The organism is Desulfovibrio sp. (assembly GCA_016208105.1).
GTDB lineage: Bacteria > Desulfobacterota > Desulfovibrionia > Desulfovibrionales > Desulfovibrionaceae > Fundidesulfovibrio.
Genome location: JACQYS010000022.1, coordinates 181,048 through 205,171, shown reverse-complemented (window position 1 = coordinate 205,171; position 24,124 = coordinate 181,048). Strand labels below are relative to the sequence as shown.

22 protein-coding genes are annotated in these 24,124 nt (G+C 62.1%); 20 read left to right on the top strand and 2 right to left on the bottom strand.

What is annotated here, in order from left to right; all coding sequences use genetic code 11:
• Positions 1-85 precede the first annotated feature (85 nt).
• Positions 86-2,560: a glycogen/starch/alpha-glucan phosphorylase gene (locus tag HY795_13535; protein MBI4806251.1), complete on the bottom strand. Its 2,475-nt coding sequence runs from the start codon at positions 2,558-2,560 to the stop codon at positions 86-88.
• A 310-nt stretch (positions 2,561-2,870) separates the two neighbouring features.
• On the opposite strand from HY795_13535, the gene HY795_13530 reads away from it, so the two are divergent.
• The 18 genes from HY795_13530 to HY795_13445 all read left to right on the top strand — a co-directional run bounded on the left by HY795_13530 (position 2,871) and on the right by HY795_13445 (position 22,982).
• Positions 2,871-3,866 carry an ABC transporter substrate-binding protein gene (locus tag HY795_13530; GenBank protein MBI4806250.1) on the top strand — a complete coding sequence of 332 codons (996 nt, stop codon included), beginning with the start codon at positions 2,871-2,873 and terminating at the stop codon, positions 3,864-3,866.
• Positions 3,867-3,932: 66 nt separating this feature from the next.
• Entirely contained in the window at positions 3,933-5,018 is a 1,086-nt protein-coding gene (locus HY795_13525; protein MBI4806249.1) for an ABC transporter ATP-binding protein, read from the top strand.
• Positions 5,019-6,701: an iron ABC transporter permease gene (locus tag HY795_13520; GenBank protein ID MBI4806248.1), complete on the top strand. Its 1,683-nt coding sequence runs from the start codon at positions 5,019-5,021 to the stop codon at positions 6,699-6,701. It abuts the gene before it with no gap.
• A gap of 11 nt (positions 6,702-6,712) precedes the next feature.
• Positions 6,713-7,783: an ABC transporter ATP-binding protein gene (locus HY795_13515; GenBank protein ID MBI4806247.1), complete on the top strand. Its 1,071-nt coding sequence runs from the start codon at positions 6,713-6,715 to the stop codon at positions 7,781-7,783.
• 141 nt (positions 7,784-7,924) lie between these two features.
• A complete protein-coding gene (locus HY795_13510; GenBank protein MBI4806246.1) occupies positions 7,925-9,517 on the top strand; it encodes a gamma-glutamyltransferase family protein in 1,593 nt (530 codons plus the stop codon).
• 97 nt (positions 9,518-9,614) lie between these two features.
• Entirely contained in the window at positions 9,615-11,075 is a 1,461-nt protein-coding gene (locus HY795_13505; GenBank protein ID MBI4806245.1) for a DASS family sodium-coupled anion symporter, read from the top strand.
• A 66-nt stretch (positions 11,076-11,141) separates the two neighbouring features.
• On the top strand, positions 11,142-11,375 hold the full coding sequence (locus tag HY795_13500) for a 4Fe-4S binding protein (protein ID MBI4806244.1): 234 nt from the start codon (positions 11,142-11,144) through the stop codon (positions 11,373-11,375).
• A 66-nt stretch (positions 11,376-11,441) separates the two neighbouring features.
• Positions 11,442-12,590, top strand: a complete 1,149-nt coding sequence (locus HY795_13495; GenBank protein ID MBI4806243.1) for a 2-oxoacid:acceptor oxidoreductase subunit alpha — start codon at positions 11,442-11,444, stop codon at positions 12,588-12,590.
• 2 nt (positions 12,591-12,592) lie between these two features.
• A complete protein-coding gene (locus HY795_13490) occupies positions 12,593-13,405 on the top strand; it encodes a 2-oxoacid:ferredoxin oxidoreductase subunit beta (protein MBI4806242.1) in 813 nt (270 codons plus the stop codon).
• Positions 13,406-13,477: 72 nt separating this feature from the next.
• Positions 13,478-14,023, top strand: a complete 546-nt coding sequence (locus tag HY795_13485; protein ID MBI4806241.1) for a 2-oxoacid:acceptor oxidoreductase family protein — start codon at positions 13,478-13,480, stop codon at positions 14,021-14,023.
• Positions 14,024-14,057: 34 nt separating this feature from the next.
• Positions 14,058-14,537 (top strand): acyl-CoA thioesterase, encoded by a 480-nt coding sequence (locus HY795_13480; protein ID MBI4806240.1) that lies wholly within the window; start codon positions 14,058-14,060, stop codon positions 14,535-14,537.
• A 370-nt stretch (positions 14,538-14,907) separates the two neighbouring features.
• Positions 14,908-15,579 carry a Crp/Fnr family transcriptional regulator gene (locus HY795_13475; protein ID MBI4806239.1) on the top strand — a complete coding sequence of 224 codons (672 nt, stop codon included), beginning with the start codon at positions 14,908-14,910 and terminating at the stop codon, positions 15,577-15,579.
• 75 nt (positions 15,580-15,654) lie between these two features.
• Complete coding sequence (locus tag HY795_13470; GenBank protein MBI4806238.1) at positions 15,655-19,419, top strand: oxidoreductase; 3,765 nt, start codon at positions 15,655-15,657, stop codon at positions 19,417-19,419.
• A complete protein-coding gene (locus HY795_13465) occupies positions 19,412-20,371 on the top strand; it encodes an NADH-quinone oxidoreductase subunit H (GenBank protein MBI4806237.1) in 960 nt (319 codons plus the stop codon). The genes HY795_13470 and HY795_13465 overlap by 8 nt, the downstream gene beginning before the upstream one ends.
• A gap of 10 nt (positions 20,372-20,381) precedes the next feature.
• A complete protein-coding gene (gene nuoB, locus HY795_13460; GenBank protein MBI4806236.1) occupies positions 20,382-20,837 on the top strand; it encodes an NADH-quinone oxidoreductase subunit NuoB in 456 nt (151 codons plus the stop codon).
• The gene (locus tag HY795_13455; protein MBI4806235.1) at positions 20,822-21,349 is read left to right on the top strand and encodes a 4Fe-4S binding protein; all 528 of its coding nucleotides are present in this window, start codon (positions 20,822-20,824) and stop codon (positions 21,347-21,349) included. The genes nuoB and HY795_13455 overlap by 16 nt, the downstream gene beginning before the upstream one ends.
• Positions 21,346-21,897 (top strand): NADH-quinone oxidoreductase subunit C, encoded by a 552-nt coding sequence (locus tag HY795_13450; protein ID MBI4806234.1) that lies wholly within the window; start codon positions 21,346-21,348, stop codon positions 21,895-21,897. The genes HY795_13455 and HY795_13450 overlap by 4 nt, the downstream gene beginning before the upstream one ends.
• Positions 21,897-22,982: a nickel-dependent hydrogenase large subunit gene (locus HY795_13445; GenBank protein ID MBI4806233.1), complete on the top strand. Its 1,086-nt coding sequence runs from the start codon at positions 21,897-21,899 to the stop codon at positions 22,980-22,982. Before HY795_13450 ends, HY795_13445 begins: the two co-directional genes overlap by 1 nt.
• Here the strand turns inward: HY795_13445 and HY795_13440 are convergent.
• Entirely contained in the window at positions 22,979-23,146 is a 168-nt protein-coding gene (locus tag HY795_13440; protein MBI4806232.1) for a hypothetical protein, read from the bottom strand. The two genes, HY795_13445 and HY795_13440, sit on opposite strands and share 4 nt — an antisense overlap.
• Here HY795_13440 and hypA point away from each other — a divergent pair.
• Both hypA and HY795_13430 read left to right on the top strand, forming a co-directional pair.
• Positions 23,145-23,522: a hydrogenase maturation nickel metallochaperone HypA gene (gene hypA / locus HY795_13435; GenBank protein MBI4806231.1), complete on the top strand. Its 378-nt coding sequence runs from the start codon at positions 23,145-23,147 to the stop codon at positions 23,520-23,522. The two genes, HY795_13440 and hypA, sit on opposite strands and share 2 nt — an antisense overlap.
• Positions 23,506-24,114, top strand: a complete 609-nt coding sequence (locus HY795_13430; GenBank protein ID MBI4806230.1) for a 4Fe-4S dicluster domain-containing protein — start codon at positions 23,506-23,508, stop codon at positions 24,112-24,114. Before hypA ends, HY795_13430 begins: the two co-directional genes overlap by 17 nt.
• The last annotated feature ends 10 nt before the right edge of the window (positions 24,115-24,124 follow it).

The following is a 24,124-nucleotide window of genomic DNA, read 5'->3' as shown; positions in this document are numbered from 1 at the left end:
AATCCTGCTCGTTTTGTGCGGCGTTTGTCTCAGTTTGGACCGAGGGAAATCCTCGGCCTGGCCATCCCAAAGAGTCCCCACGGCCCTATTTCACCTTGATGTCCCAGATCTTGCTGCAATACTCCCTGATGGCCCGGTCCGAGGAGAACATGCCAAGCCTGGCAACGTTTAAAATGGACAGGCGGGTCCAGCGGTCGCGGTCCTCGTAGGCGGCCACGGCCTGGTCCTGGCAGTCCATGTAGGACGCGAAGTCGGCCAGGACCAGATATTCGTCCCGGCCAAAGAGATCCTCCACCAGGGGCGCGAAGATGTCCCTGTCGCCCTGTGAAAACACCCCGGAAGCCACCTGGTCCAGGGCTTCGCGCAGCTCTGGGTTGGCATCCGCGTACTGCCTGGGATTGTAGCCAGAGCGTATCGTCTCCTGAACCTCTGGGGTGGTGAGCCCGAAGAGGAAAAAGTTCTCCTGGCCCACGCATTCGCGCATCTCCACGTTGGCGCCGTCCAGGGTGCCGATGGTCACCGCCCCGTTTATGCCGAACTTCATGTTGCCCGTGCCCGAGGCCTCCTTGCCGGCCAGGGATATCTGCTGGGAGAGGTCGGCCGCGGGGTAGATTACCTGGCCCGTGCGCACGTTGAAGTTGGGGACGAAGGCCACGGCCATGCGCCCGGCCACGTCCTTGTCCTGGTTGACCACGGCCGCAACGGAGTTGATGAGCTTTATTATGCGCTTGGCAGCGAAATAGCCGGGAGCGGCCTTGCCGCCGAAGATGAAGGCACGCTTGGAGAACTTCGCGCCTGGGTCGCGCTTTATCCGGTTGTACAGGGCGATCACCCGCAGGATGTTCAGGTGCTGGCGCTTGTACTCGTGGATGCGCTTGACCTGCACGTCGAACATGGCCTCCGGGTCGAGGATGAGGCCGTAGTGTTTCTTTATCAGCTTGGCCAGACGTTTTTTGTTGTCGGCTTTCACGGTTCGCCACTGCTTGCAGAAATCCTTGTCCTTCGCGAATTGTTCGATCCGGACTATCTGGTCCTCGAAACGGTTTATCCAATCCGTGCCGATGCGCGAGGAGATAAGCTCCGCAAGCTTGGGGTTGCACAGGGCCAGCCAGCGCCGTGGGGTAACTCCGTTGGTCACGTTGTGGAACTTGCCGGGGGTGATGGTTGCGAAGTCGCGCATGACGTCGCTCTTTAAGAGTTCGCTGTGCAGGGCGGCCACGCCGTTCACTGCCAAGGAACCAACAGCCGCCAGGTGGGCCATGCGCACGTAGCGGGGGCCTGTTTCGTCAATTATCGACAGCCGGGCCACGAGGCCTTCGTCCCCGGGATACGTTGCCCGGACATCGTCAAGGAAGCGGCGGTTGATCTCGAAGACGATTTCAAGGTGGCGGGGGAGCACTTCGGCGAACAAAGACAACGGCCATTTTTCCAGGGCCTCTGGAAGGAGCGTATGGTTGGTGTAGGAAAACGTCTTGGTGGTGATGTCCCAGGCCTGGTCCCAGTCCATGGCATGCTCGTCCACAAGAAGGCGCATCAGTTCGGCTACGGACACGGCCGGGTGGGTGTCGTTTAGCTGGATGGCGAAGGTCTTGTGGAACGTGTCCAGAGGCTTGCCCAACTGCTGCTGAATCCTGATCATGTCTTTTAGCGAACTGGACACGAAGAAATACTGCTGGCCGAGGCGGAGCTGCTTGCCCTGGTAGCGGTCGTCGTTGGGGTAGAGAACCTTGGAGATGGTTTCGGAGAACATCTTGTCCTGCACGGCCTTGAAGTACGCCCCGGAATTGAAGGCTTCGAAATCCAGGGCTTCCACGGCCTCGGCCCCCCAGAGCCTCAGTACGTTACAGTTCTTGGCCCCGTAACCTATGATCGGAATATCGTGGGCCACCGCCATCACGGACTTTTCGGGCATCCAGCGAACCCGTTGCCTGCCCTTGTCGTCGGTCCACTGTTCGGTTCGCCCGCCGAATCCGACCACATGGGTGTGCTCCGGGTGCACTATTTCCCAGGGGAACCCGAGCCGAAGCCATTTGTCGGCCAGTTCCTCCTGGTTTCCGTCCTTGACCCTCTGGGTGAACATGCCGAATTCATAGTGGATGCCGTAGCCGATGGCCGGCACTCCAAGCGTGGCCAGGGAATCCATATAGCAGGCCGCCAGCCTGCCCAGGCCGCCGTTTCCCAGCCCCGGCTCAACCTCGTGGTTCACGATGGCATCAAGGTCCTGGCCAAGCTCGGCCAGGGCCTGGCGCAGAGGCCCGGCTATGCCCAGGGCCAGGATGTTGGAGCCGAGCTGCGGCCCGATGAGAAACTCGGCGGAAAGATAGGCCACCGCGCGCATTTCCAGGTGTTTGGTCAGTTGCTGGATGCCCTCGTTCCAGGCCTTGAGCATGCGGTCGCGCACCGTGTAGGCCACGGCGTTATACCAGTCGTGGGGTTCGGCCACCTCGGGGATATGCCCGAGGATATAGTACAGATTGTCTTTGACGGCCTGGACGAGCCCTTCCTTGGTGCAGTCGGTCCGGACATCGGCCTGGTTCTTGCCTGAAGTGCGAGCCACCATGAGCGTCTCCTTTCCACGAAAAATGCGGACCTTTCACGGCCCTGCCGTTATGCGCCGACATTCCCTACGACAGGCGACATCCAAGTCGCATCACCGACCTGTGCGAGCCATGTCCCGAAATGGACACTGTCCATCTTTACCTTGAGGCTAAGCCCCGCACAACTTGTATTCGCGCAAATAGACCTTGGCAGAGCCGTTTTTCATCAGGCGCTTGACGCATCCGACATGCGCAGGGCATTGTTACAACCGTGCTAGACGGCCGACAGCTGTTTGTTTCGACCGGTAAAACGGCTACATAGGAGAGCCTCGGATGAAAAAACGCTTTCTCGCCCTGATCATTGCCACGCTCCTTATTCCTTCCCTGGCCGGTACCAGCCTGGCAGGGGAAAAACTCATCATCTACACTTCGATGAAGGAATCCCTCATCGGAGAACTCAAAAAAGCCTTCGTCAAAAAGCATCCAGGCATCGACATGGATTACCAGTCCGCCGGTGCCGGCAAGCTCATGGCCAAGATCGCCGCGGAGCGGGAGTCCGGCAAGCTCATGGTGGACATGCTCTGGACCAGCGAAGTGCCCGATTTCTACGAGCTCAAGAACCAGGGGCTCCTGGTCAGCTATGTGTCGCCTGAAACCAAGAACATCCTAAATCCCCTGGCCGATTTCGACGGCTCATTCACCCCGGCCAGGCTGGGGACTCTGGGCATAGCCTACAACACCCGCCTGGTGAAGCAGGCTCCGGCCTCCTGGCAGGACCTGACCGACCCGGCCACATTCAAGGGGACCTACGGCATAGCCAACCCGGCGCTTTCCGGCACCTCGTACATGAGTGTGGCCCTCCTGGTTTCCCACTTCGGCTGGGAATACATGCAGAAGCTTAAAAGCAACGGCGCCAAGATGGGCAAAGGCTCGGGCCAGGTGGTGGACGACACCGCCTCGGGCGACCTGTCCGCCAGCCTGGCGGTGGACTACATAACAAACGACAAGATCGAGAAAGGGGCCACCATCTCCCTGGTGTATCCGCCCGAGATGCTCGTGATCCCAAGCCCCGTGGCCATTTTCAAGAATTCCCCCAACATCGAGGCCGCCAAGAAGTTCCTCGACTTCCTGCTCTCCAAGGAGGGTCAGGCCATCATCGCCGAGGAAGGAACCCTGCCGGTGCGCTCCGACGTGAAGGTGCCGGAAAAGTTCAAGCTCCCTTCCGCCGAGGACGCAATCAAGCGCGCCATAAAAGTGGACTATCCGAAAATGATTTCGGAGAAGGAAGCCACGGTCAAGAAGTTCACGGACATCATGCAGGGCAAATAGCCCTTCTCAAGCCGCAACCGCTCTGGTCCGGACAACGGTCCGGACCAGGGCATTCAGGCGGGACCAATGGCCACCATTTCATTGACGGGCATCGGCAAGAGCTACGGGCAAAATTCCGTACTGAAGGACCTTTCGCTCACGGTGAACCATGGGGAATGCTTCACCCTGCTTGGCCCCTCCGGGTGCGGGAAAACCGTGCTTTTGCGGCTCATCGCCGGATTCGAAACACCAGACCACGGCCAGGTGGCCATTGACGGCCAGGTGGTGTCGGACGCCTCCGGCAGCGCCAACGTGCCGCCCAACGAACGAGGCCTTGGCGTGGTGTTCCAGGACTACGCCGTCTGGCCGCATATGAGCGTGTTCGACAACATCGCCTACCCTCTCAAACTGGCCAAGGTACCGAGCCAGGTGCTTAAGGACCGGGTCCGGGAGACCATCGCCCACGTGAACCTGACCGGCATGGAGGACCGCCTTCCCTCCCAGCTCTCGGGCGGGCAGCAGCAGCGGGTGGCCCTGGCCAGGGCGCTCACGGCCAAGCCTTCGCTCCTTTTGCTGGACGAACCCCTGTGCAACTTGGACGCCCACCTGCGCGAGGAGATGCGCTTCGAGATAAAGGAGCTCCAGCGCACCCTGGGCATCACCATCCTCTACGTCACCCACGACCAGGAGATCGCCCTGGCCATCTCGGACCGCCTGGCCATCATGGACGAGCACGGTGCCATACGCCAGGTGGGCAGCCCCCCCGAGGTCTACGAACACCCCGCGGACAGCTACGTGTTCCGCTTCCTGGGCATGGCCAACTTCCTGCCCGTTCGCCGAGACGGCCAGGCCTGCCAGGTGGCCGGAAGCGGCCAGCCCATGCCCGGAACACCGCCAGACATCACAGCAGCGGACCTTGTGGCCGGATTCAGGCCGTCGGATGTGCGCCTTTCACGCACGGGCGAGGGCCTCAAGGCGGTGGTGAAGCGGGTAAGCTTTCTGGGCGCGGTGACCGACTTTCTGATTGAAGTGGACGGGCACCCGGTGCGCACCAACCTGGAAACGCACCACGCCCTGTCCCAGGGACTGCTTTTCGCCGAGGGCGACCCGTGCGTTGTCGGCTTCCACGGGCTGCACTGGTTCGACCAGGCCCTTCACGCGGAGGGCAAATAGATGCGCCCGGCACATTCGCGTTCCATCGGCACGGCGGAAGTGATCCTGGGCCTGTCCGTGGCCATTTTGGTGGTCGTGGTGGCCGTTCCGGTGCTGCTCATCTTTTTCAACGCCCTCTGGGTGAACGGCTCCTTCAACCTGGCCGACGTGGTCAAAACGCTGGGCGAGCCGGACACCTACAAGGCCCTGCTCAACTCCGTGTACATCGCTTCCGGCGTGACCGTGATGAGCACCATCATCGGCACCTTCTTCGCCTGGCTGGTCACCAGGACCGACCTGCCATTCAAGGGCACCATGCGGGTGCTTTTCCTTGTTCCGTTCATGCTTCCCTCGTTCATCGGAGCCCTGGCCTGGAAGATGCTCCTGTCCCCGCGTTCGGGCTACATCAACCGGATGCTCATGGACGTCTTCGGCCTGGATGGGGCGGTCTTCGACATCTACAGCTTCGGCGGGATCATGGCCGTGGAAACCATGTACCTCTTCCCCTTCGTGTTCATACAGGTGTGCGGTTCGCTTGAGCGCATGGACCCGACCCTGGAAGAGGCGGCGCGAATCTCCGGGGCGGACCTCTTCACCATCACCCGCAAGATCACCATCCCGCTGGTGATGCCAAGCATCCTCTCCGGGGCGCTTCTCATCATGCTCTATTCCATGGCCCACTTCGGCACCGTGGCGGTGCTGGGCATCGAGGTGGGCATCTTTAACATTCCAACGCTCATCTACGAAAAAATCCACCAGAGCGCCGGGAGTTTCAAATCCATACGCACCGGCACCGTGCTGGCCTCTGTTCTCGTATTCTGCGCCGCCTTCATCATGTGGCTCCAGAACAAGGTCTTGAGCCGCGGGCGCTACCAGATCATCTCCGGCAAGAGCTTCAGGCCCATGGAGCTCAAGCTGCGCGGACTACGCATGCCGCTTCTCATCCTATGCTTTCTCTACATCGGGCTGACCATCGTGCTGCCCACGGCCACAATCTTCCTGGTGGGAGGGCTCAAGACCTACGGCCTGCCCCTCACCTGGGAAAACCTCACCCTGGCCAACTACAAGTACATCCTCTTCGACTGGAAGCTGACGCGAGACGCCATCTTCAACAGCGCCACCCTGGGCCTGACCGCCGCCCTGATCACCATGTTCGCCGGGGTGATGATCTCCTACGTGATCGTGAAGATGAAGGTCCGGGGTAAGGGCATACTGGAGTTTCTGGGCATGCTGCCCTTCTCAGTGCCCGGGTCGGTCATCGCTCTGGGCGTCATCCTGGCCTGGAGCGGCAAGTTCGGCATAAACATCTACAACACGGTGTGGATCATCCTGGTGGCCTACATCGCCCGGTACATGGCCTTCTCGCTCAAGGCCAACTCGGCGGCCCTGGAGCAGGTGCACGACTCCCTGGTGGAGGCGGCCCGCGCCTGCGGGGCCACCATGTGGCAGGCCCTGCGCGACATCGTTCTGCCCCTGGTGCGCCCGGGCATGCTGGCGGCGTTTTTCCTCATCTTCCTGCCGGCCCTGCGCGAGCTGACCGTCTCGGTCCTCTTGTACGGCCCCACCACCAGGACCATCGGCGTGGCCATCTACACCCTGAACGAGGACGGCGAGACCGTGTACTCCGCCGCCCTGGCGGGCATCGCGCTCATGCTCATCGTCACCGGCCAGACTCTCATCAAGCGCTTCGCGCGCGCCGCCTAGCGGGAGAAGCCATGTCCCAGGTAACACTCAAAGGCGTAACGAAGCGGTTCGGGTCCGTGGTGGCGGTGGACGCCCTAGACCTCGACATCGCCAGCGGCGAATGCTTCTCCATGCTGGGGCCTTCCGGCTGCGGCAAGACAACCACCCTGCGCATGATCGCCGGCTTCGAAGACCTGGACGAGGGAGAAATCCTCACCGGGGGGACGCTGGTTTCCTCCAAGGCCAAAAACTTCTACCTGCCGCCGGAAAAACGCGGGTTCGGCATGGTCTTCCAGGCCTTCGCGGTGTGGCCGCACCTTTCGGTATACGAGAACGTGGCCTTTCCCTTGAGGCTCAAGAAACTCGCCGCCGGGGAGATCGAACGCAGGACCCGCGAGGCGCTGGCCAACACCAACCTGCTGGAGGCGGCCAATGGCAGCCCGGATGATCTCTCGGGCGGAGGCAAACAGCGGGTGGCCCTGGCCCGGGCTCTGGCCATCAACCCCGGGGTGATGCTCTTGGACGAGCCCCTCTCAAGCCTTGACCCGCACCTTCGCGAGGAGATGCGCTTCGAGATAAAGGACCTCCAGCGCATCTACGGCTTCACCATCATCTATGTCACCCACGACCAGGCCGAGGCCATGGCCCTGTCGGACCGCATCCTGGTTATGAAGAACGGGGTTGTGCAGCAGGTGGGAAGCCCGCTTGAGATCTACACCCAGCCCGCGAACAAGTTCGTGTTCGGCTTCATCGGGCTCTCCAATTTCCTGGATGTCCGCTACGAGGCGGGCATGGCGCATGTGGACGGTGTCGGCCAGGGGTTCAGCGTTGAACGGTTGGCACCAACAGGCGAACTGGCTTCGATGGGACGGGCCGTGCTGGCCAGCAGGCCCTCGGAGATCGACTTCACGTCCGGGGAAGGACTTCGGGGCGTGGTGAAGCGCCGGACCTTCCTTGGCGAAATAGTGGACTACGCCATCACCGTGGGCGACCAGGAGGTCCGGGTGCAGAAGACCCGGCGCGCCCCGGGACCCGAGCAGGGCGAGCCCTGCGTCTTAAGCTTCGCGCGCCCCCATTGGTATCCGCACCAGGACCCGGCCTAGCGCGGCGGCGCCAGTGCCTGACAACGCGGCTATATCGCAGGGAACACGTATCGCTTTGTTGCAACCAGTTCAATATGCTGGCTTTTCCAGCCGAAAGCCTTTACCACTCCCGAAACGTGAACCCTTAGGAGGGTCTACCGCATGCTCAATACTCCTCGAGCCTATCGGGGCATGGTCGTCACACCGCACCACCAGGCTTCCCGGGCCGGGCTTGAGATTCTGCGCGAGGGCGGCAACGCCGTGGAGGCGGTCATCGCCGCGGTTTCGGTTCTGTGCGTCGCCTATCCGCACATGACCGGGCTTGGCGGCGACGGATTCTGGCTCATCCGCCAGCCCGGACGAGTTCCCGTGGCCATCGACGCCTGCGGGCGCTCGGCTGGCCTGGCCACGCCCGAGCTTTTCCGCAAGGCCGGACACCACTCCATCCCCTTTCGCGGCCCTCTGGCGGCCATCACCGTGCCCGGAGCGGTCTCCGGCTGGATCGAGGCCTTGAAGCTCGCCGCACAGACCAGCAAGCCGCTCCCTCTGGAAAGGCTCTTGGAAGAGGCCCGGTTTCTGGCGGAAAGCGGAATTCCCGTCACCGCCCACCAGGCAGAGCTTACAGCCATCAAGAAAGCCGAGCTTGAAAACCAGCCCGGTTTTTCCGGCCAATTTCTCACTGAATCAGTAGCCATGCGCCAGGGGGCGCGGCTTCAGCTCCCCGCCCTGGCCGGCACCTTCGCCAGACTTTGCAAGGCGGGCCTTGGCGATTTCTACACGGGCTGCCTGGCAAGAGAGATGGCCCACGAGCTGGAACTGGCCGGGTCGCCGCTTCGCGCCGAAGACCTGGCCGGGCAGCAGGCGATACGCCGTTCCCCCTTGCGCTTGAAACTGCCCGGGGTGGAACTCTTCAACCTGCCCGCCCCGACTCAGGGCATGGCTTCGCTTATCATCCTTGGCCTGTTCGCCAGATTGGGCGTGGAGCATGCCGAGGGATTCGACCATATTCACGCCCTGGTGGAGGCAGCCAAGAAATCCTTCGCCATCCGCGACCGCATCATGGGCGACCCGGACCAGATGACCGAGAACCCGCAATCCTTCCTTGAAGACAGCGTCCTGGATGATCTGGCTTCAGGCATATCCATGCAGCGCGCCCTGCCCTGGCCCGGCCGCAAACCCGACGCCGGGGACACCGTGTGGCTGGGGGCCGTGGATGCGCAGGGAATGAGCGTCAGCTACATCCAGAGCATCTTCTTCGAATACGGCTCCGGGGTGGTGCTGCCGGGTTCAGGAGTCACCATGCAAAACAGGGGCGTGGCCTTCGAGCTTGATGGCAACGGCCCGCGCCTGCTTGCCCCCGGCAGAAAACCCTACCACACCTTGAACCCGGCCATGGCCCTGTTCGAGGACGGCAGGACCCTGGCCTACGGCACCATGGGCGGCGAAGGCCAGCCCCAGACCCAAGGCGCCTTTTTCACCCGCTACGCCCTGTTCGGCCAGCAGATTCAGGAAGCGCTCACCGCGCCGCGCTGGGTGCAGGGGCGAACCTGGGGCGGCGAGGCCGTCACCTTGAAGATGGAAGACCGTTTCGACCCGGAGCTGCTGGACGCTCTTCGGGCGGCCGGACACGAAGTGGAAGTGGTGAAGCCCTTTGATTCGATGATGGGCCATGCCGGGGCCATCGCTCTTAAGCCCGACGGGACCCTGGAAGGCGGCGTGGACCCGCGCGGAGACGGCACAGTCGCCTGTTACTAGAGGCTTTGGCCAGGGATGGCCTGGAACCAACCGGCGTGAGGGAAGCCTTACGAAAGCATTCTGGGGAGGTATGATGTCCACCACCGTACTTGAACCCATGACCAGGGGGAAATTCCTGGGACTTTTAGCCGCCGTGCTGGCCATGTCGGCCATCATGTTCATGCCGCAGCCCGCTGGCCTGCCTGTTGCCGGTCAGAGGATGCTTGGCATCCTGGTTTTTGCGGTCATCATCTGGATGACCGAGGCCGTGAACTACTCCATAAGCTCGGCGCTTATCATGGTACTGGTGGCCTTTTTCCTGGGCCTTGGCCCGGACCTCGCCAACCCCAAGGTGGCCATGGGAACCTCCAAGGCCCTGGGCATGGCCTTGAGCGGTTTTTCCAACACGGCCTTCGCCCTGGTGGGCGGAGCCATGTTCATTTCCGCAGCCATGATGCTCACCGGGCTGGACAAACGCCTGGCCCTGGTGATCCTCTCCAAGGTGGGCGCCAAGACCAACCGCATTCTGGCCGGGGTCATCCTGGTGGGCTTCATACTTAGCTTCTTCGTGCCGTCCACCACGGCCCGCGTTTCCTGCATGGTGCCCATCGTCATGGGCATCATCGTTGCTTTCGGAGTGGAACTGAGGAGCCGCTTCGCGGCCGTGCTCATGATCGCCACGGCCCAGGCCGACTCCATCTGGAACGTTGGCATCAAGACCGCCGCCGCCCAGAACATGATCGCGGTGAACTTCATCGAAAAGCAGCTGGGCTATTCCATCACCTGGCTCGAATGGTTCATCGCCGCCGCTCCGTTCGCCGTGGTGATGTCCGTGGTGCTCTATTTTATCCTCATCAAGATGCTGCCCCCGGAGGTGAAGGAAATCCCCGGGGGCCATGAGACCATCGAACGCGAGCTGGCCAAGTTGGGCCCCATGAGCCCAAGCGAGATGAAGCTCATGGTCATCTCCCTTGCTCTCCTGTTCTTCTGGTCCACGGAAAAAGTCCTGCACAGCCTGGACACGTCCACCACCACCCTGGCCGCCATCGCGGTGATGCTCATGCCGGGTATCGGGGTCATGTGCTGGAAGCAGGCCCAGGCCAAGGTCGCCTGGGGAACCATCGTGCTCTTCGGAGTGGGCATTAGCCTTGGCCAGACGCTTCTCACCACCAAGGCGGCGGACTGGCTGGCCCAGTACATCGTCTCCGCCTTCGGGCTTCAGGCCATGCCCGCGGTGGGAGTCCTGGCTGTGCTGGCCGCGTTCCTCATCATCATTCATCTGGGGTTCGCCAGCGCCACCGGCCTGGCCGCGGCCATGATCCCCATCATCATCTCCGTGCTGCAGGCCCTCAAGGCCCCTGGTTTGAACATCGTTGGCATGACCATGATTCTCCAGTATGTGGTTAGTTTCGGCTTCATATTGCCGGTCAACGCGCCGCAGAACATGGTGGCCTACAGTACCGACACCTTTGACGCCAAGGACTTCATCCGCACCGGCATTCCCATAACGGTGTGCGCGTACGCGGGCATTGTGCTCATGAGCATGACCTACTGGAACTGGCTGGGCCTGGTGCGCTAAGCTTCATTGAGGGCCGTCCGGCGAACGGATTTCAGGTTTTCGGGATACAAGCCAAGGAAGGACCACGTGACAAAACCCGTGCTCAAGGAACTGGTGATAGACCGCGGCTGGTGCAAGGGGTGCCGCATCTGCGTGCATTTCTGCCCCCAGAAGGTTCTGGACCTGGACGCACAGGACAAGGCCGTGGCTTCCCGGCCCTGGGACTGCGTGGCCTGCGGCCTGTGCGAACTGCGCTGCCCGGACCTGGCCATCACTGTCGTTACACAAGAGCCCCAGGACGACGAAAAGCAGAACGGGTGACCACATGCGCCGAGTAGCGGTTCACACTTTCGCCCCCTGCCCACGCCTCACCCACTGGAGATGGTTATGAGTTCCACGGTCAAGTTCGTTCAAGGCAACGAAGCCTGCGTCGAAGGCGCCCTTTACGCGGGCCTGGAATTCTTCGCGGGCTATCCCATCACCCCGTCCACCGAGATCGCCGAGCACCTGGCCGCCCGTCTGCCCAGGCAGGGCGGCAAGTTCATACAGATGGAGGACGAAATAGCCTCCATGTGCGCCATCATCGGCGCCTCGCTCACCGGCTGCAAGGTGATGACCGCCACCAGCGGACCGGGCTTCTCGCTCAAGCAGGAAGCCCTGGGGTATGCGGTGATGGCCGAGATTCCCTGCGTGGTGGTCAGCGTGATGCGCGGGGGGCCATCCACGGGCCTGCCCACCCACGTGAGCCAGGGCGACGTGAACCAGGCCCGCTGGGGAACCCACGGGGACCACGCCATCATCTGCATGACCGCCTCCAACAACCAGGACGTGTTCGCCACCACCGTGGAGGCCTTCAACCTGGCCGAGACCTACCGCACCCCGGTGATCCTTCTGTTTGACGAGGTGGTCGGGCACATGCGCGAAAAGCTCGAAATGCCCGAACCCGGAGCGGTCCCCCTGGTGGGAAGGCTGCGCACCTCCGTGAAGGACGGGGTCAACTACCACCCCTACCTGCCCCGCGAAGACGGCCGCCTGCCCATGTCCGATTTCGGCGGCGTGCACCGCTACAACGTCACCGGCCTTTTCCACGACATGTGGGGCTTTCCCACGGACAACCCCACCGTGGTCCGGGAGCTTTTGAGGCACCTGGTGGACAAGATCGACAACAACGCCGCCCAGATCTGCAAGTACAAGGAGTTCCATCTGGAAGACGCCGAGTGCGTGCTCATCTCCTACGGCTCCTCGGCCAGATCCGCCCTGCACCTGGTTGAGGAGCGCCGGGCCCTGGGCGACAAGCTGGGGCTTCTGGAACTCCAGACCCTCTGGCCCTTCCCCGAGGCCGTGGTGCGCGAGAAGTGCTCCAGGGCCAAGCACGTGGTGGTGGTGGAGATGAACATGGGCCAGGTGATGGCCCAGGTGAAGCTGGCCGTGGACAAGCCTGGGCGGGTTTACCTGGTGAACCGCTACGACGGCGTCTTCATCACGCCAAACGACATCATGAACATCCTGAGGCTCATCCAGGGCAAGGGAGTGTAGGCATGTCCATCAAGAAATACATCCGCTCCAGGTTCTTCCCGCACATCTGGTGTCCGGGATGCGGGCACGGAACCGTGCTCAACGGACTGTTACGGGCCCTGGACGGGCTTGGCATCAACAAGAACAGCGTGGTCATGGTGTCCGGCATCGGCTGCTCCTCCAGGATATCCGGCTACGTGGACTTCCACACCCTGCACACCCTGCACGGCCGGGCTTTGGCCTTTGCCACGGGCGTGAAGCTTTCCCGGCCGGAACTCAAACTCATCGTGCCCATGGGCGACGGCGACGCCCTGGCCATCGGCGGCAACCACTTCATCCACGCGGCCAGGCGAAACATAGACATCACCGCCATCGTCATGAACAACAGGGTCTACGGTATGACCGGCGGCCAGTACTCGCCTCTCTCCGGAGAGGGCACCCTGTCCACCACCGCCCCCCTGGGCAACATCGACCAGATGTTCGACGTGGCCGCCCTGGCCCAGGCCGCCGGCGCTTCCTTCGTGGCCCGCACCACCAGCTACCACGTCAAGGAACTCTCCAAGGTGCTCATGAAGGCCATCTCCCACAAGGGGTTCTCCGTGGTGGAGGTCTTAAGCCAATGCCCCACCTATTTCGGCCGCAAGAACAAGCAGGGCGACGCGGTGTCCATGATGGAGGGCTACAAGTCAGGCACCACGCCCATAGGTTCCAAGGCCAAACAGGAAAACCCGGACCTCATCGAGCGGGGCATCTTCGTGGAGCGGCAGTCCCCGGAATATTGCGAGGAATACGCCAAAATCATGGACAAGGCTCAGAAAAAGAAGGCCAAGGCATGATGCGCGTTCTCGTCCGGGAGCCCGAAATGCTGTTTACGCATTTAGCGCGTCCCCATACGCGAGGAGTCTGACATGGACAAAGGCAGATTGGTTTTTTCCGGCTCGGGCGGCCAGGGCGTCATCACCGCCGCCATCATCCTGGCCGAGGCGGCCGTGCTGCACGAGGGGCTGGTGGCTGTACAGTCCCAGTCGTACGGGCCGGAAGCCAGGGGAGGCGCAACCCGCTCCGACGTCATCATATCCGACGAGCCCATCCACTATCCCAAAGTCCTCCAGCCCAATGTCCTGGTGTGTCTGACCCAGGAGGCCTACAACAAGTATTCGCCCATAATACGGCCCGGCGGCCTTCTCATTACGGACACCCGCTACGTCACCACCCAGCGTAGCGTGGACGCACGGCACGTGGAGCTGCCCCTGTACGAGTCCGTGCTGGAGAAGCTGGCCCAGCCCATAGTGCTCAATATCTGCATGCTGGGGGCGCTCCTGGGGCTCACCAGGATAGTCAGGCCCGAATCGATCCTCAAGGTTTTGGAAACGCGCATCCCGCCGGCTTTTCTGGATGTGAACCGGCAGGCGCTCGAACTGGGCATGGCGTTGGGAACGGGTGTTAAGCTCTGAGCACTGACCAGGTGGCGGCAAAGAGGAGAGAACTATGGACGGGGTGAAGGTTTCGGACACGCGCACGGACATGCCCGTGCGCATGCTGCCCCAGGACGCCAATCCCGCGGGAAACGTCCACGGGGGGGTAATACTTCGCCAAATCGACCTTGTGGGCGGCATCGTTGCCACCCGCTACGCCAGATCCCGGGTGGTCACAGCGTCCGTGGACCGGGTGGACTTCCTGGCCCCGGTAAAGGTGGGCGAGGTGATGGTGCTCAAGTCCTGCGTGAACTTCGTTGGTTCCACGTCCATGGAAGTGGGGATACGCGTCGAGGCCGAGGATATGCTCACCGGGGAAACCCGGCATGCGGCCACCGCCTACATGACCTTCGTGGCCATGGACGAGTCCGGAAAGCCAGGAAAACTGCCGCCGCTTATTCTTGAAACCCCTGAAGACCGGCGCAGGTTCGATGAAGCCGAGCAGAGGCGCGCGGTCCGCAAGGAGGAACGGCGCCGCGAGCGGACGGGCTGACCAGGCCGGGCACCCTGGCGGCCATGGCTGTTCTAGATACACCTGAAATATAATCGGAATCTTTCCTGAATTGACCATTACTCTAAGATGCTTTACCTGATCTTCTAGACATTCAAGGCACGTGTTTTTGGGGGGGCCAGAAACCCGGGCTTGCTTTCTTTTTGACTGCAAGTTTCAGCATCTTATTCTGATGTATGAACTGCGCTTATCGTGCGACCTTCAGGTGAGCCCGCGTAGCGGACCCATCAGGGCCTTCCTCAAAGCCCTCTTCCCCAGACCTCTTTCCCTCGGAAAGCACCGGGCGTTTCTTTGCATGCGCCTTCTGACCACCCCATTTACTTGCGTCTTGGCGCCGTAGACAGGAGACAGCATGTCCGGCCGACACCAGAAGGCAAGAACGAGCCTGCTTGAAATACTCTTGAAGGAAGAGAACAAAGAGCTTCTCTCCCAGCTCAACGAGCGCAGTTTCCGCAAGCGTCACCTGATCTTCATGCCCTACCACAAGGAAGACCTGATCTTTATCGTGAAGGAAGGGAAGCTCCGGGTTTACCTCGGGCTTGACGGAAAAGAGCTCTCCATGGCCATCCTGGGTCCCGGCGACGTCTACAGCACCCACACCAGGGCCTATGTGGAAGCCCTGGAGGATGCTTCCATCCTCACCTGCCCGTCCTTTAAATTTTTCAAGCTCGCCGCTGAACTGCAATCCTTGAATTTCGCGCTGGTTACATCGCTCGGAACAATGATGTCCGGGGCCATCACCATCATCGAGAACCTGTATTTCAACTGCACGGACAAACGCGTTGCCGCATTTTTCTACGAGCAAGCGGTACTCAATGGAGAAAGAACGGCAGCCGGAACCTATCTCGACGTCGGCCTGACAGTGGACAACATCGCCAAGATCGTCGGATCATCCAGACAAACAGTGTCCACGCTCATCTCGAATCTTGAAAAAGACGGAATTTTGAAAAAACTCGCGCGCGGTGAATATTTAATTAAAGATATGGAAGACTTACAAGTCATCGCCAATTCCTGCCCCGAGTAAATATTTCTAGAAACGTCGCCTGCCGGACAGAAACCGGCCTCCGGGTAACTTACGGGTTATCGAAAGGAGGCTTGCATGGAACTGTCCACCCAACTCGGACTCGTCGCCGGAGCGGCCCTTGTGCTGCTGGGCGAATTCCGGGCACTGAAGTCCCTGGGCGAGCTCAGACGCCTGATGGCCTACTCGGCTCTTGCCCAAGCAGGATATATTCTCGTTGGCATAAGCACCGGCGCTCTGGCTGGAACCACCGGCGCCCTCCTCAACCTGCTCTATCAAGGCGCGGCCCGGACCATCTGGTACCTCTGCCTGCGCAACCTGGCCACCCAGGCCGGCGGCTACAGCCTTGACGCGCTGCGTGGGGCGGGAAGCCGCAACCCCGTAACAGCCATATTGCTGGGATTCTCCCTTTTCACAGCCATCGGGCTCACCCCCTTCAAAGCCCCCCCCGGCAAGGCGCTCATCCTCTTCGCCACAGTGGAAGGCGGCCATTTCCTCGTGGCCCTGGCCCTGGCCGCGGCCAGCATCGCGGCCGCCGTGTACACCATACGCCTGGTGCACGCCGTGTGCATGGAGAAGTCCTCCGCACTCACCGTTATTAAACCCGGCCCGGCCTCTTCCGGATACGGACTGGCCATTCTCGCGGGCGTTCTGGCTCTGTTCTGCCTCTTCCCCGAGCCGATCCTGCACCTCTGCCAGTCCATGGCCTGGCAGAAGTCCGCTTCGGGCGCCAGCGCCTCCCTTCCCGATCTTGAGGGAAGCTGGTCCCTGGCAGCGCTCATCCCCTACATGGGCGCCTTCGTCCTGTACGTGGCCGGACGGTACGCCCCGGCCTGCCGCGACATCCTGACCATCCTCATAGCGGCGGCCACTGTTGCCGCTGCCTGGGCCGCTCCCGGACTCGCCCCGGTGCAGGACCTCTTCACCATGCTCTACGCCCTGGCGGGCGGCGTGATCGTCGTCTACTCCATCGGCTACATGGGGCGCAAAGCCGGTTCGGACCACTACTTCTTTTTCCTGTTCATCATGGTCGCCACCCTGATCGGCCTGGCTTCGGCCAAGGACCTCGGTGGCTTCTACTCCTCCTGGGAGATCATGACCTTTAGCTCCTACATGCTGGTGGTGCACAAGCGCTCCCAGGAAGCCCTCAAGGCCGGCGCCAAGTACTTCATCATGTGCGCTGGCGGCGCCTACGCCATGCAGCTGGGCCTCTTGACCCTGCAGGCAGCGGCCCCGCACGCCGGGATCGCCCAGCTTTCCACGGCGCTCCAGACCTTCGGCCCGGCCGCTGCCGCCGGAACTATGCTCCTGCTTCTGGCCGGCTTCACAGTCAAAGCCGGTTTCTTCCCCCTGCACTCGTGGCTGCCCGCAGCCCACCCTGTTGCTCCGTCCTCCATCTCCGCCCCCCTGTCCGGTCTTCTGACCAAATCGGGCGTCCTGGGCGTGGCCCTCGTGGTCCCCGTCCTCATGAGCCAGACATCCACCAACGGCTACGGCCAGTGGGTGCTCACGCTTCTGACCGTCATGGCCGCCGTCACGTTCGTGCTGGGCGAGCTGATGGCCCTGTCCCAGCAGGACATCAAGCGCATGCTGGCCTATTCCACCCTGGCCCAGATCGGCGAGATCGGCCTGGTTCTCTCCATCGGCACCTGGGCGGCCACGGTTGGTTCGCTCTCCCATGTGGTGAACCATGCGGTAATGAAGGACCTGTTGTTCCTGGCCGCCGGAGGGTTCATCCTTCGCGCCGGGACCCAGCGGATCACGGGCCTTAACGGCATCGGCAAGGCAATGCCCTTCACCGGCGCGTGCATGGCCATCGGCCTGGTTTCCATCATGGGCCTGCCCCCTATGGGCGGGTTCTTCAGCAAGTTCCTCATGCTCCAGGCGGCCGTGGATGCCGGCCAGACATGGGTGGCGGCGCTCATCCTGATCGGCAGCCTGGTGGGATGCGTCTACTACGGGCGTCTCATCAAGGTTCTGTTCTTCTCCAAATACGAGGGCGCTGAGGTTGCCGAACTGCCGCTGACCATGCGCCTGGGCATCGGCTTACTGGCCGCCGTGGCCGTGGTGAGCGGCCTGTTTCCGGCCCAGTGGACAGCCTTGGTCATCCCGGCCGCCACGGCCCTCATCCCGGCCGGTGCCGCAACCCTGCCGGACATCTCCATCAACTGGCCCTTGCCGGTGCTCCTGCCGCTTTTGGGCGCCGGGGCCGCCATCTGGTTCCGGGCCGACCTTAAGAAGGCCGGGACAGCGGCCACCGCGAGCCTCGTTCTGGCTTTGCTGGCCCTGCTCTTCTCCGCAGGAAGCTGGGGCAGCCTGCAGTGGACCTTCGCCCTGCTGGTGCTGGCCCTGGGCACGTGCAACGTGGCCTACTCCACGGGCTACATGTCCCACAGCCACACCGCATGGCGCTTCTTCGCGGTATTCTTGACCATGATCGCCGGCCTTGTGGGCATGGCGTCGGTCAGCTCGCTCATCCCCTTCTTCTGCTACTGGGAGATCATGAGCAGCTGGCCGCTGTTTTTTGCCATCATCCACGAGGAAAACCCGGCCGCGCTCAAGGAAGGAACAAAGTACTTCCTCTTCAACATCGCCGGTGCCTCGCTCCTGTTCCTGGGAGTGCTCAGCATGGGCCACGCCGCCGGCGGGTTCAGCTTCGACGCGGTGACCAGGGCCGTCACCACCCTGCCCGCCGCCAGCTGGATGCCCGGCATGTGCCTGATGGGCATCGGCATGCTCATGAAGGCGGCCATGCTTCCCATCCGCATCGACTGGCAGATGCACCCGGCCACGGCCCCCACGCCCGTGAGCGGCTACATCTCTGCCATGCTCTTAAAAAGCGCGCCGTTTGGCCTGGTGCTGGCCCGCTTCGTGTGGGCCCAGGGTGTGAGCGGCGAATCCGCCCAGGCTCTTGAGGCGGCCATGTACGTGGGCGCCTGGATCGGCGGCATCACCATCCTGTACGCCGGCATTCAGGCATTGGTGCAGACCGGCATCAAGGAGATGCTCATCTACTCCACGGTAAGCCAGCTGGGGTACATCGTGCTGGGCGTGTGCCTGGGCACTTCGCTTGGCGTCACCGGCGGCCTCCTGCACCTTTTCAACCACATGCTCTTCAAAAACCTTGCCTTCCTCTGCGCCGGGGCGCTGATGTTCGCCACCCATGCCCACAACCTGGAAGAGCTGGGCGGATTGGGCAAGAAGATGCCCGTGACCATGCTGTGCTTCTGCGCCGCCCTGTTCTCGGCTGCGGGCATGCCCCCGTTCAACGGGTTCAACTCCAAGCTCATCATCTACTACGCCCTTATCGAGCAGGGCGAGCTGATACTGGCCATAGTGGCCATTCTCTCAAGCGTGATCACCCTGGCATACTTCCTCAAGTTCATGCACGGGGCCTTCTTCGGACAACTCTCGCCCGCAGCTGAAAAAGCCGCCGAAGTGGGCCCCGTCATGCGCGTTCCCATCGTGGTTCTCTCCTGCCTGTGCCTCGTAACGGGCATCTTCCCGGGCTTGGCGCTTATTCCCTTGGCTGGAATAGAGCAGAGCCTCGGCATCGTGGCGCCCCAGGTGGGGCTCTCCGGGATTGTTTCCGGGTACGGAGCCCTCGACATGACGCTTCTGAGCTTCATGATCATTTTGACCGTGGGCGGCATCTGGATGGGGGTTTCGCGCCTCACCCGCACGGTGCGCCGCACGGCCATCCACACCTGCGGAGAGACCAGCGTGGATCCCCGCTTCACCCATGTGGGGGCGGGCGACCTCTACGCCGCGCCGCTCAAGCTTCTGGCCCGCATGTCCAAGGGCCACTTCTCGCTCAAGCGCCTTGGAGGACGTCATGTCTAATATTCTGGAAGCGACCTTCGCGGTTCTTATCTTCCCGGGCGGCGCCTTTGCCCTGGCCCTGGGGCTCTTCTTGAAGGGCGTGGACCGCAAGGTTCTGGCCCGTCTGCAGCGCCGCGTCGGCCCAACGCTCATTCAGCCCTTGCTCGACATCCTGAAGCTCTCCATCAAGGAGACGCTCATTCCCAAGACGGCCAACGAACTGGCTTTCCGCATGGCCCCCGTGCTCGGCCTGGCCGGAGTGCTTGTAACGGCCGCGATCATGCCCGTGGGCGGGGTCTGGTCCGGGGTCACGGGCCTTGGCGACATCCTGGTGCTTCTCTACCTGCTGCCCATACCGGCCATGGCCCTCATGCTGGCCGGTTGCTCGTCCAGCTCGCCGTACGGCGCCCTGGGCTTCTCGCGGGAAATGGCCCTCATGTTCGCCTACGAGATGCCGCTCATCGCCACCTTCCTGGCCGTGGCCGTGCGGGTGGGCGGCGCCGGAGGATCGCTCTTCTCGTTGGACGCCATCATGGCCTACCAGTTCCTGCATGGCCCCATGCTCTTGGACCCGGTGATGATCCCCGCCGCCCTGGCGCTCATCATCTTCATCCCCGGAACCATGGGCAGCGGCCTGTTCGACATCCCCGAGGCCGAGCCGGAAGTCATCGAAGGCCCCCTGCTCGAATACTCGGGACCGCTTCTGGCCACCTTCCACCTCATGAGCGCCGTGAAGCTGGTGGTGGTGCTGGAACTGGCCGTGGCCCTTCTGTGGCCCAATCCTCTGGGCGGCAGCGTCCTGGTGAACCTGGCCTGGCACGTGTTCAAATGCCTGGTCCTGCTCCTGGTCTCCGTCACCTGCTTCAGGGCCGCCACCGGACGCCTGCGCCTGGACCAGGGCTTCGCCTTCTTCTTCAAGTACACCACGCCCATGGCCCTCGTGAGCCTCGGGTTGGCCACCATCCTTCGCTAATGAGGACACAATGCTCAAACTGATTCAGAAGCTTGTTCCGCGATCCCCCTGGATTTACAGGCTCAACGCCGGGTCCTGCAACGGATGCGACGTTGAGATGGCCACCACGGCACTCATTCCGCGCTACGACGTGGAGCGCATCGGGTGCAAATACTGCGGCAGCCCCAGGCATGCCGACCTGGTGCTGATTTCCGGGCCGCTGAACCTGCGGGTGCGCGAGAAGGTGTTGCGCGTCTTCAACGAGATCCCCCATCCCAAGGTCACCATCGGCGTGGGGGCTTGCCCCGCCTCCGGAGGCTGTTTCCGCGAAGGGTACTCCCTGGAGGAGCCCGTGGACCAGTACATCCCGCTGGACGTCATCGTTCCCGGCTGTCCGCCCAGGCCCCAGGCCATCATCGAAGGCGTGGTCAAGGCCTTGGACGTGTGGCGGAAAAGATTGGAGGAAGACACATGCTGCCGTTTCTAAAAATCATGGTTCGCAACCTGCTGCAGGGGCCCTCCACCGACCCCTTCCCCTTCGCTCCGGCCAAGACCCCGGCGCGGTTCCGTGGTGCAGCTGTCCACGATTCCGAGAAGTGCATCCTGTGCGGCATCTGCCGGCACGTGTGCGCGGCCGGGGCCATTCAGCTGCGCGCCGCAGAGGACGGGTCCGGCATGCAGTTCATGCTGTGGCACAACTCCTGCGTGTATTGCGGCATGTGCGCCCACTATTGCCCCACCGGGGCTCTTACCATGAGCGACAACTGGCACCTCTCCCACCTGGGCGAGGACAAATATACCTTCAGCGAGGATAGCTTCGTGCCCTTCGGCGAGTGCGCCCAGTGCGGGGCCCGCATCCAGCCCAGGCCGAACGTCATCGTCGAGAAGCTTGGTGGGCGCGCGCCCGACCAGTTCCTGCTCTGCCCCAAGTGCAAGCGCGAAAGCCTGGTCAAGCACGCCAGCGACACCAACTTGTCTCAGTTTAGGGAGAAGCAATGAACGAACTTGCCAAACAGGCCCTGGACAATGCCGTGGGCAAGATCCTGGGGGCCGGATCGGTCTACTGGTCGTCCGATTCCAATAAAAACGCGTTCGGCTGGGTCAAGCTCTGCGAACCGCAGAGTCTGGCCCGCTTGGCCCCGCTCTTGGCATCGGCCGGAGCGCGGCTCATGACCGTCACCGCCTATCGCAACGACAAATTCGCCCGCATCGAGGGCCGCGAGATCGCCTACCACTTCGACCTGGACGGCGTGGTGCTCACCGTTACCACCTGTGTGGACAACGAACCGCCCATGGTTCCTTCCATCACTCCGTGGTTCAAGAACGCGGATTGGAACGAGCGCGAATTCACGGAACTCTACGGCATCCAGGTGGAAGGCCACCCCAACCCCAAACGCCTGTTCATCGACGCGACACTCGACGGCGACATCCTGGACAGGATGGTGCCGCTCTCCACCATGATGAACGGCGCCTCCACCAGCACCCTCTGGGAAAAGGTCTTCGCCGGCAAACAGATGCCCGAGTGGACCAAGGGAGCGAAAAACTGATGTCCGAGACATATACCCTGCCGATCGGCCCGCTGCATGTGGCCCTGGAAGAGCCCATGTACTTCGACATCAAGGTCGAGGGCGAAACGGTTCAAGGCGTGGAGCTCGCCGCGGGCCATGTCCACCGTGGCATGGAAGCCCTGGCCATGCACCGCAACTACTTCCAAAACATCACTCTCACCGAGCGTGTCTGCTCGCTGTGTTCCAACAGCCACCCGGCCACCTTCTGCATGGCCGTTGAGAACCTGGCCGGGATCGAAGTGCCCATGCGCGCCCAGTACCTGCGCGTGATTGCCGACGAGGTAAAACGCATCGCCTCCCATCTGTTCAACGTGGGCATCATGGCTCATCTAACGGGATTCGACTCCCTGTTCATGCATGCCATGGAAGTCCGCGAACTCATGCAGGACGCCAAGGAAGGCGTGTACGGAAACCGCATGAACCTGGGCCAGTGCACCATCGGCGGCACGCGCACGGACATAGACGCGGACATCGCCCGGTTCCTGCGCGGCCAGCTTGAAGCCTTGAAGCCCCAACTGGCCGAACTCTACGGAGTGTTCGAGCGCGACCCGCTGATCCGCACCCGCACCCGGGGCATTGGCCTGCTTTCCGAGCAGGAGGCTAAGCTCCACGCCGTTGTGGGTCCGGTGGCCCGGGCTTCAGGCGTGGCCTACGATCTGCGCCGCAAGGCTCCCTACGCCGCCTACGACGAACTGCGCTTCGAGGTGCAGTCGGACACGGCTGGAGACGTCCACTCCAGAGCGCTTCTCAGGCTCCGCGAAGCGGTTGAGTCAATAAGCATCGTCGAGCAGTGCCTGGACCAGATGCCCGAGGGTCCCGTGAAGTCCGAAGGCTTCGTGGCCGTACCTGCCGGAGAATCCGTTGCCCGCACCGAGGCGCCGCGCGGCGAACTGATCTATTATCTGCGTTCCGACGGTTCGGACACCCCCCAGCGCCTGAAGTGGCGGGTGCCCACCTACATGAACTGGGAGGCCCTGCAGGTGATGATGGCCGGATGCCAGGTGGCGGACATACCGCTTATCGTCAACAGCATCGACCCGTGCATCTCTTGTACTGAACGCTAAGCATCTTTTTTGAACTCAATCCCGCTGAAAGCCGCCCCAGGGGCGGCTTTCTTTTTTGTGATTTTTTTAACTTTTGTCGCCTTGCTGACAGTCAGAAGCCGCGAGGAATGGTTGAGTGCCTTCACGTTGTACGCAACGACGAAGGTACTCGAGGCAATCACCATGCACGAATCTTCCCTCGCCATGAGCATTATCGGCATCGTGCGGGACAAAGCCCGCGAAGCGCATACCGGAGCTGTTCGCAGGGTGGACTTGTGCATCGGGGAATACTGCGGGGTGGAACACTCCACCCTGGAGGCCTGCTTCGAAATGATCGCCCTGGGCACCGTGGCTGACGGAGCCAAGCTGGTGATCGAGAAAATCGCAGCAACAGGCAATTGCGACATGTGCGGCGAACCAGCCTTGAAGGACGGGCGGTTCCTGCGCTGCCCGAGCTGCCAGAAATCGTCTGTGACGCTCGCAACCGGTCGCGAGCTCTACGTTAAAAGCATTGAAGTCGAACAACCAACTCGGAGTTACGATCATGCCCAGTGCGTATGAAAATCCGATTGTTCTCGCCAATCCTGAGAAGTGCATCGGTTGCAAGAAGTGCGAAATCGCCTGCGTGAGCGCTCACATCAACCTCCCCTTCAAGGAGGCCAAGAAGCGCGGCCTGCCCACCATTTCCCGCATCAAAGTGGTGAAGGTGGATAACGTTCGCTACCCCATTCAATGCCGCCACTGCGAAGACGCCCCCTGCGCCCACGCCTGCCCATTCGGCGCCATCCAACAACTCGACGGGCTGGTGAGCGTGAGCGAAACCCTGTGCGTCGGCTGCAAGATGTGCGTGATGGCCTGTCCCTTCGGTGCCATCGAGGTCGGCGTTGAGGGCGAGACAGCCTTCACCGGCAGGACCAACAGCGGTTCGGCCAAGAAGTGCGACATGTGCCAGGCATGGCGGGCCGATACCGGCAAGGAAGTCTGCGCGTGCGTGGAAGCCTGTCCCAAGCAGGCCCTGCAGTACGTGGAGCTCGGCTCCTACCGCCAGGCCATGGCCAAGGCCAGCGTGGCCCAACTGGCCCAGGTGAGCGTGATAATAAACGAGACCCTGGTCATAAACGATACCGACGGCGACGTTCCGGCCGCAAGCTGAAAACGGCGCG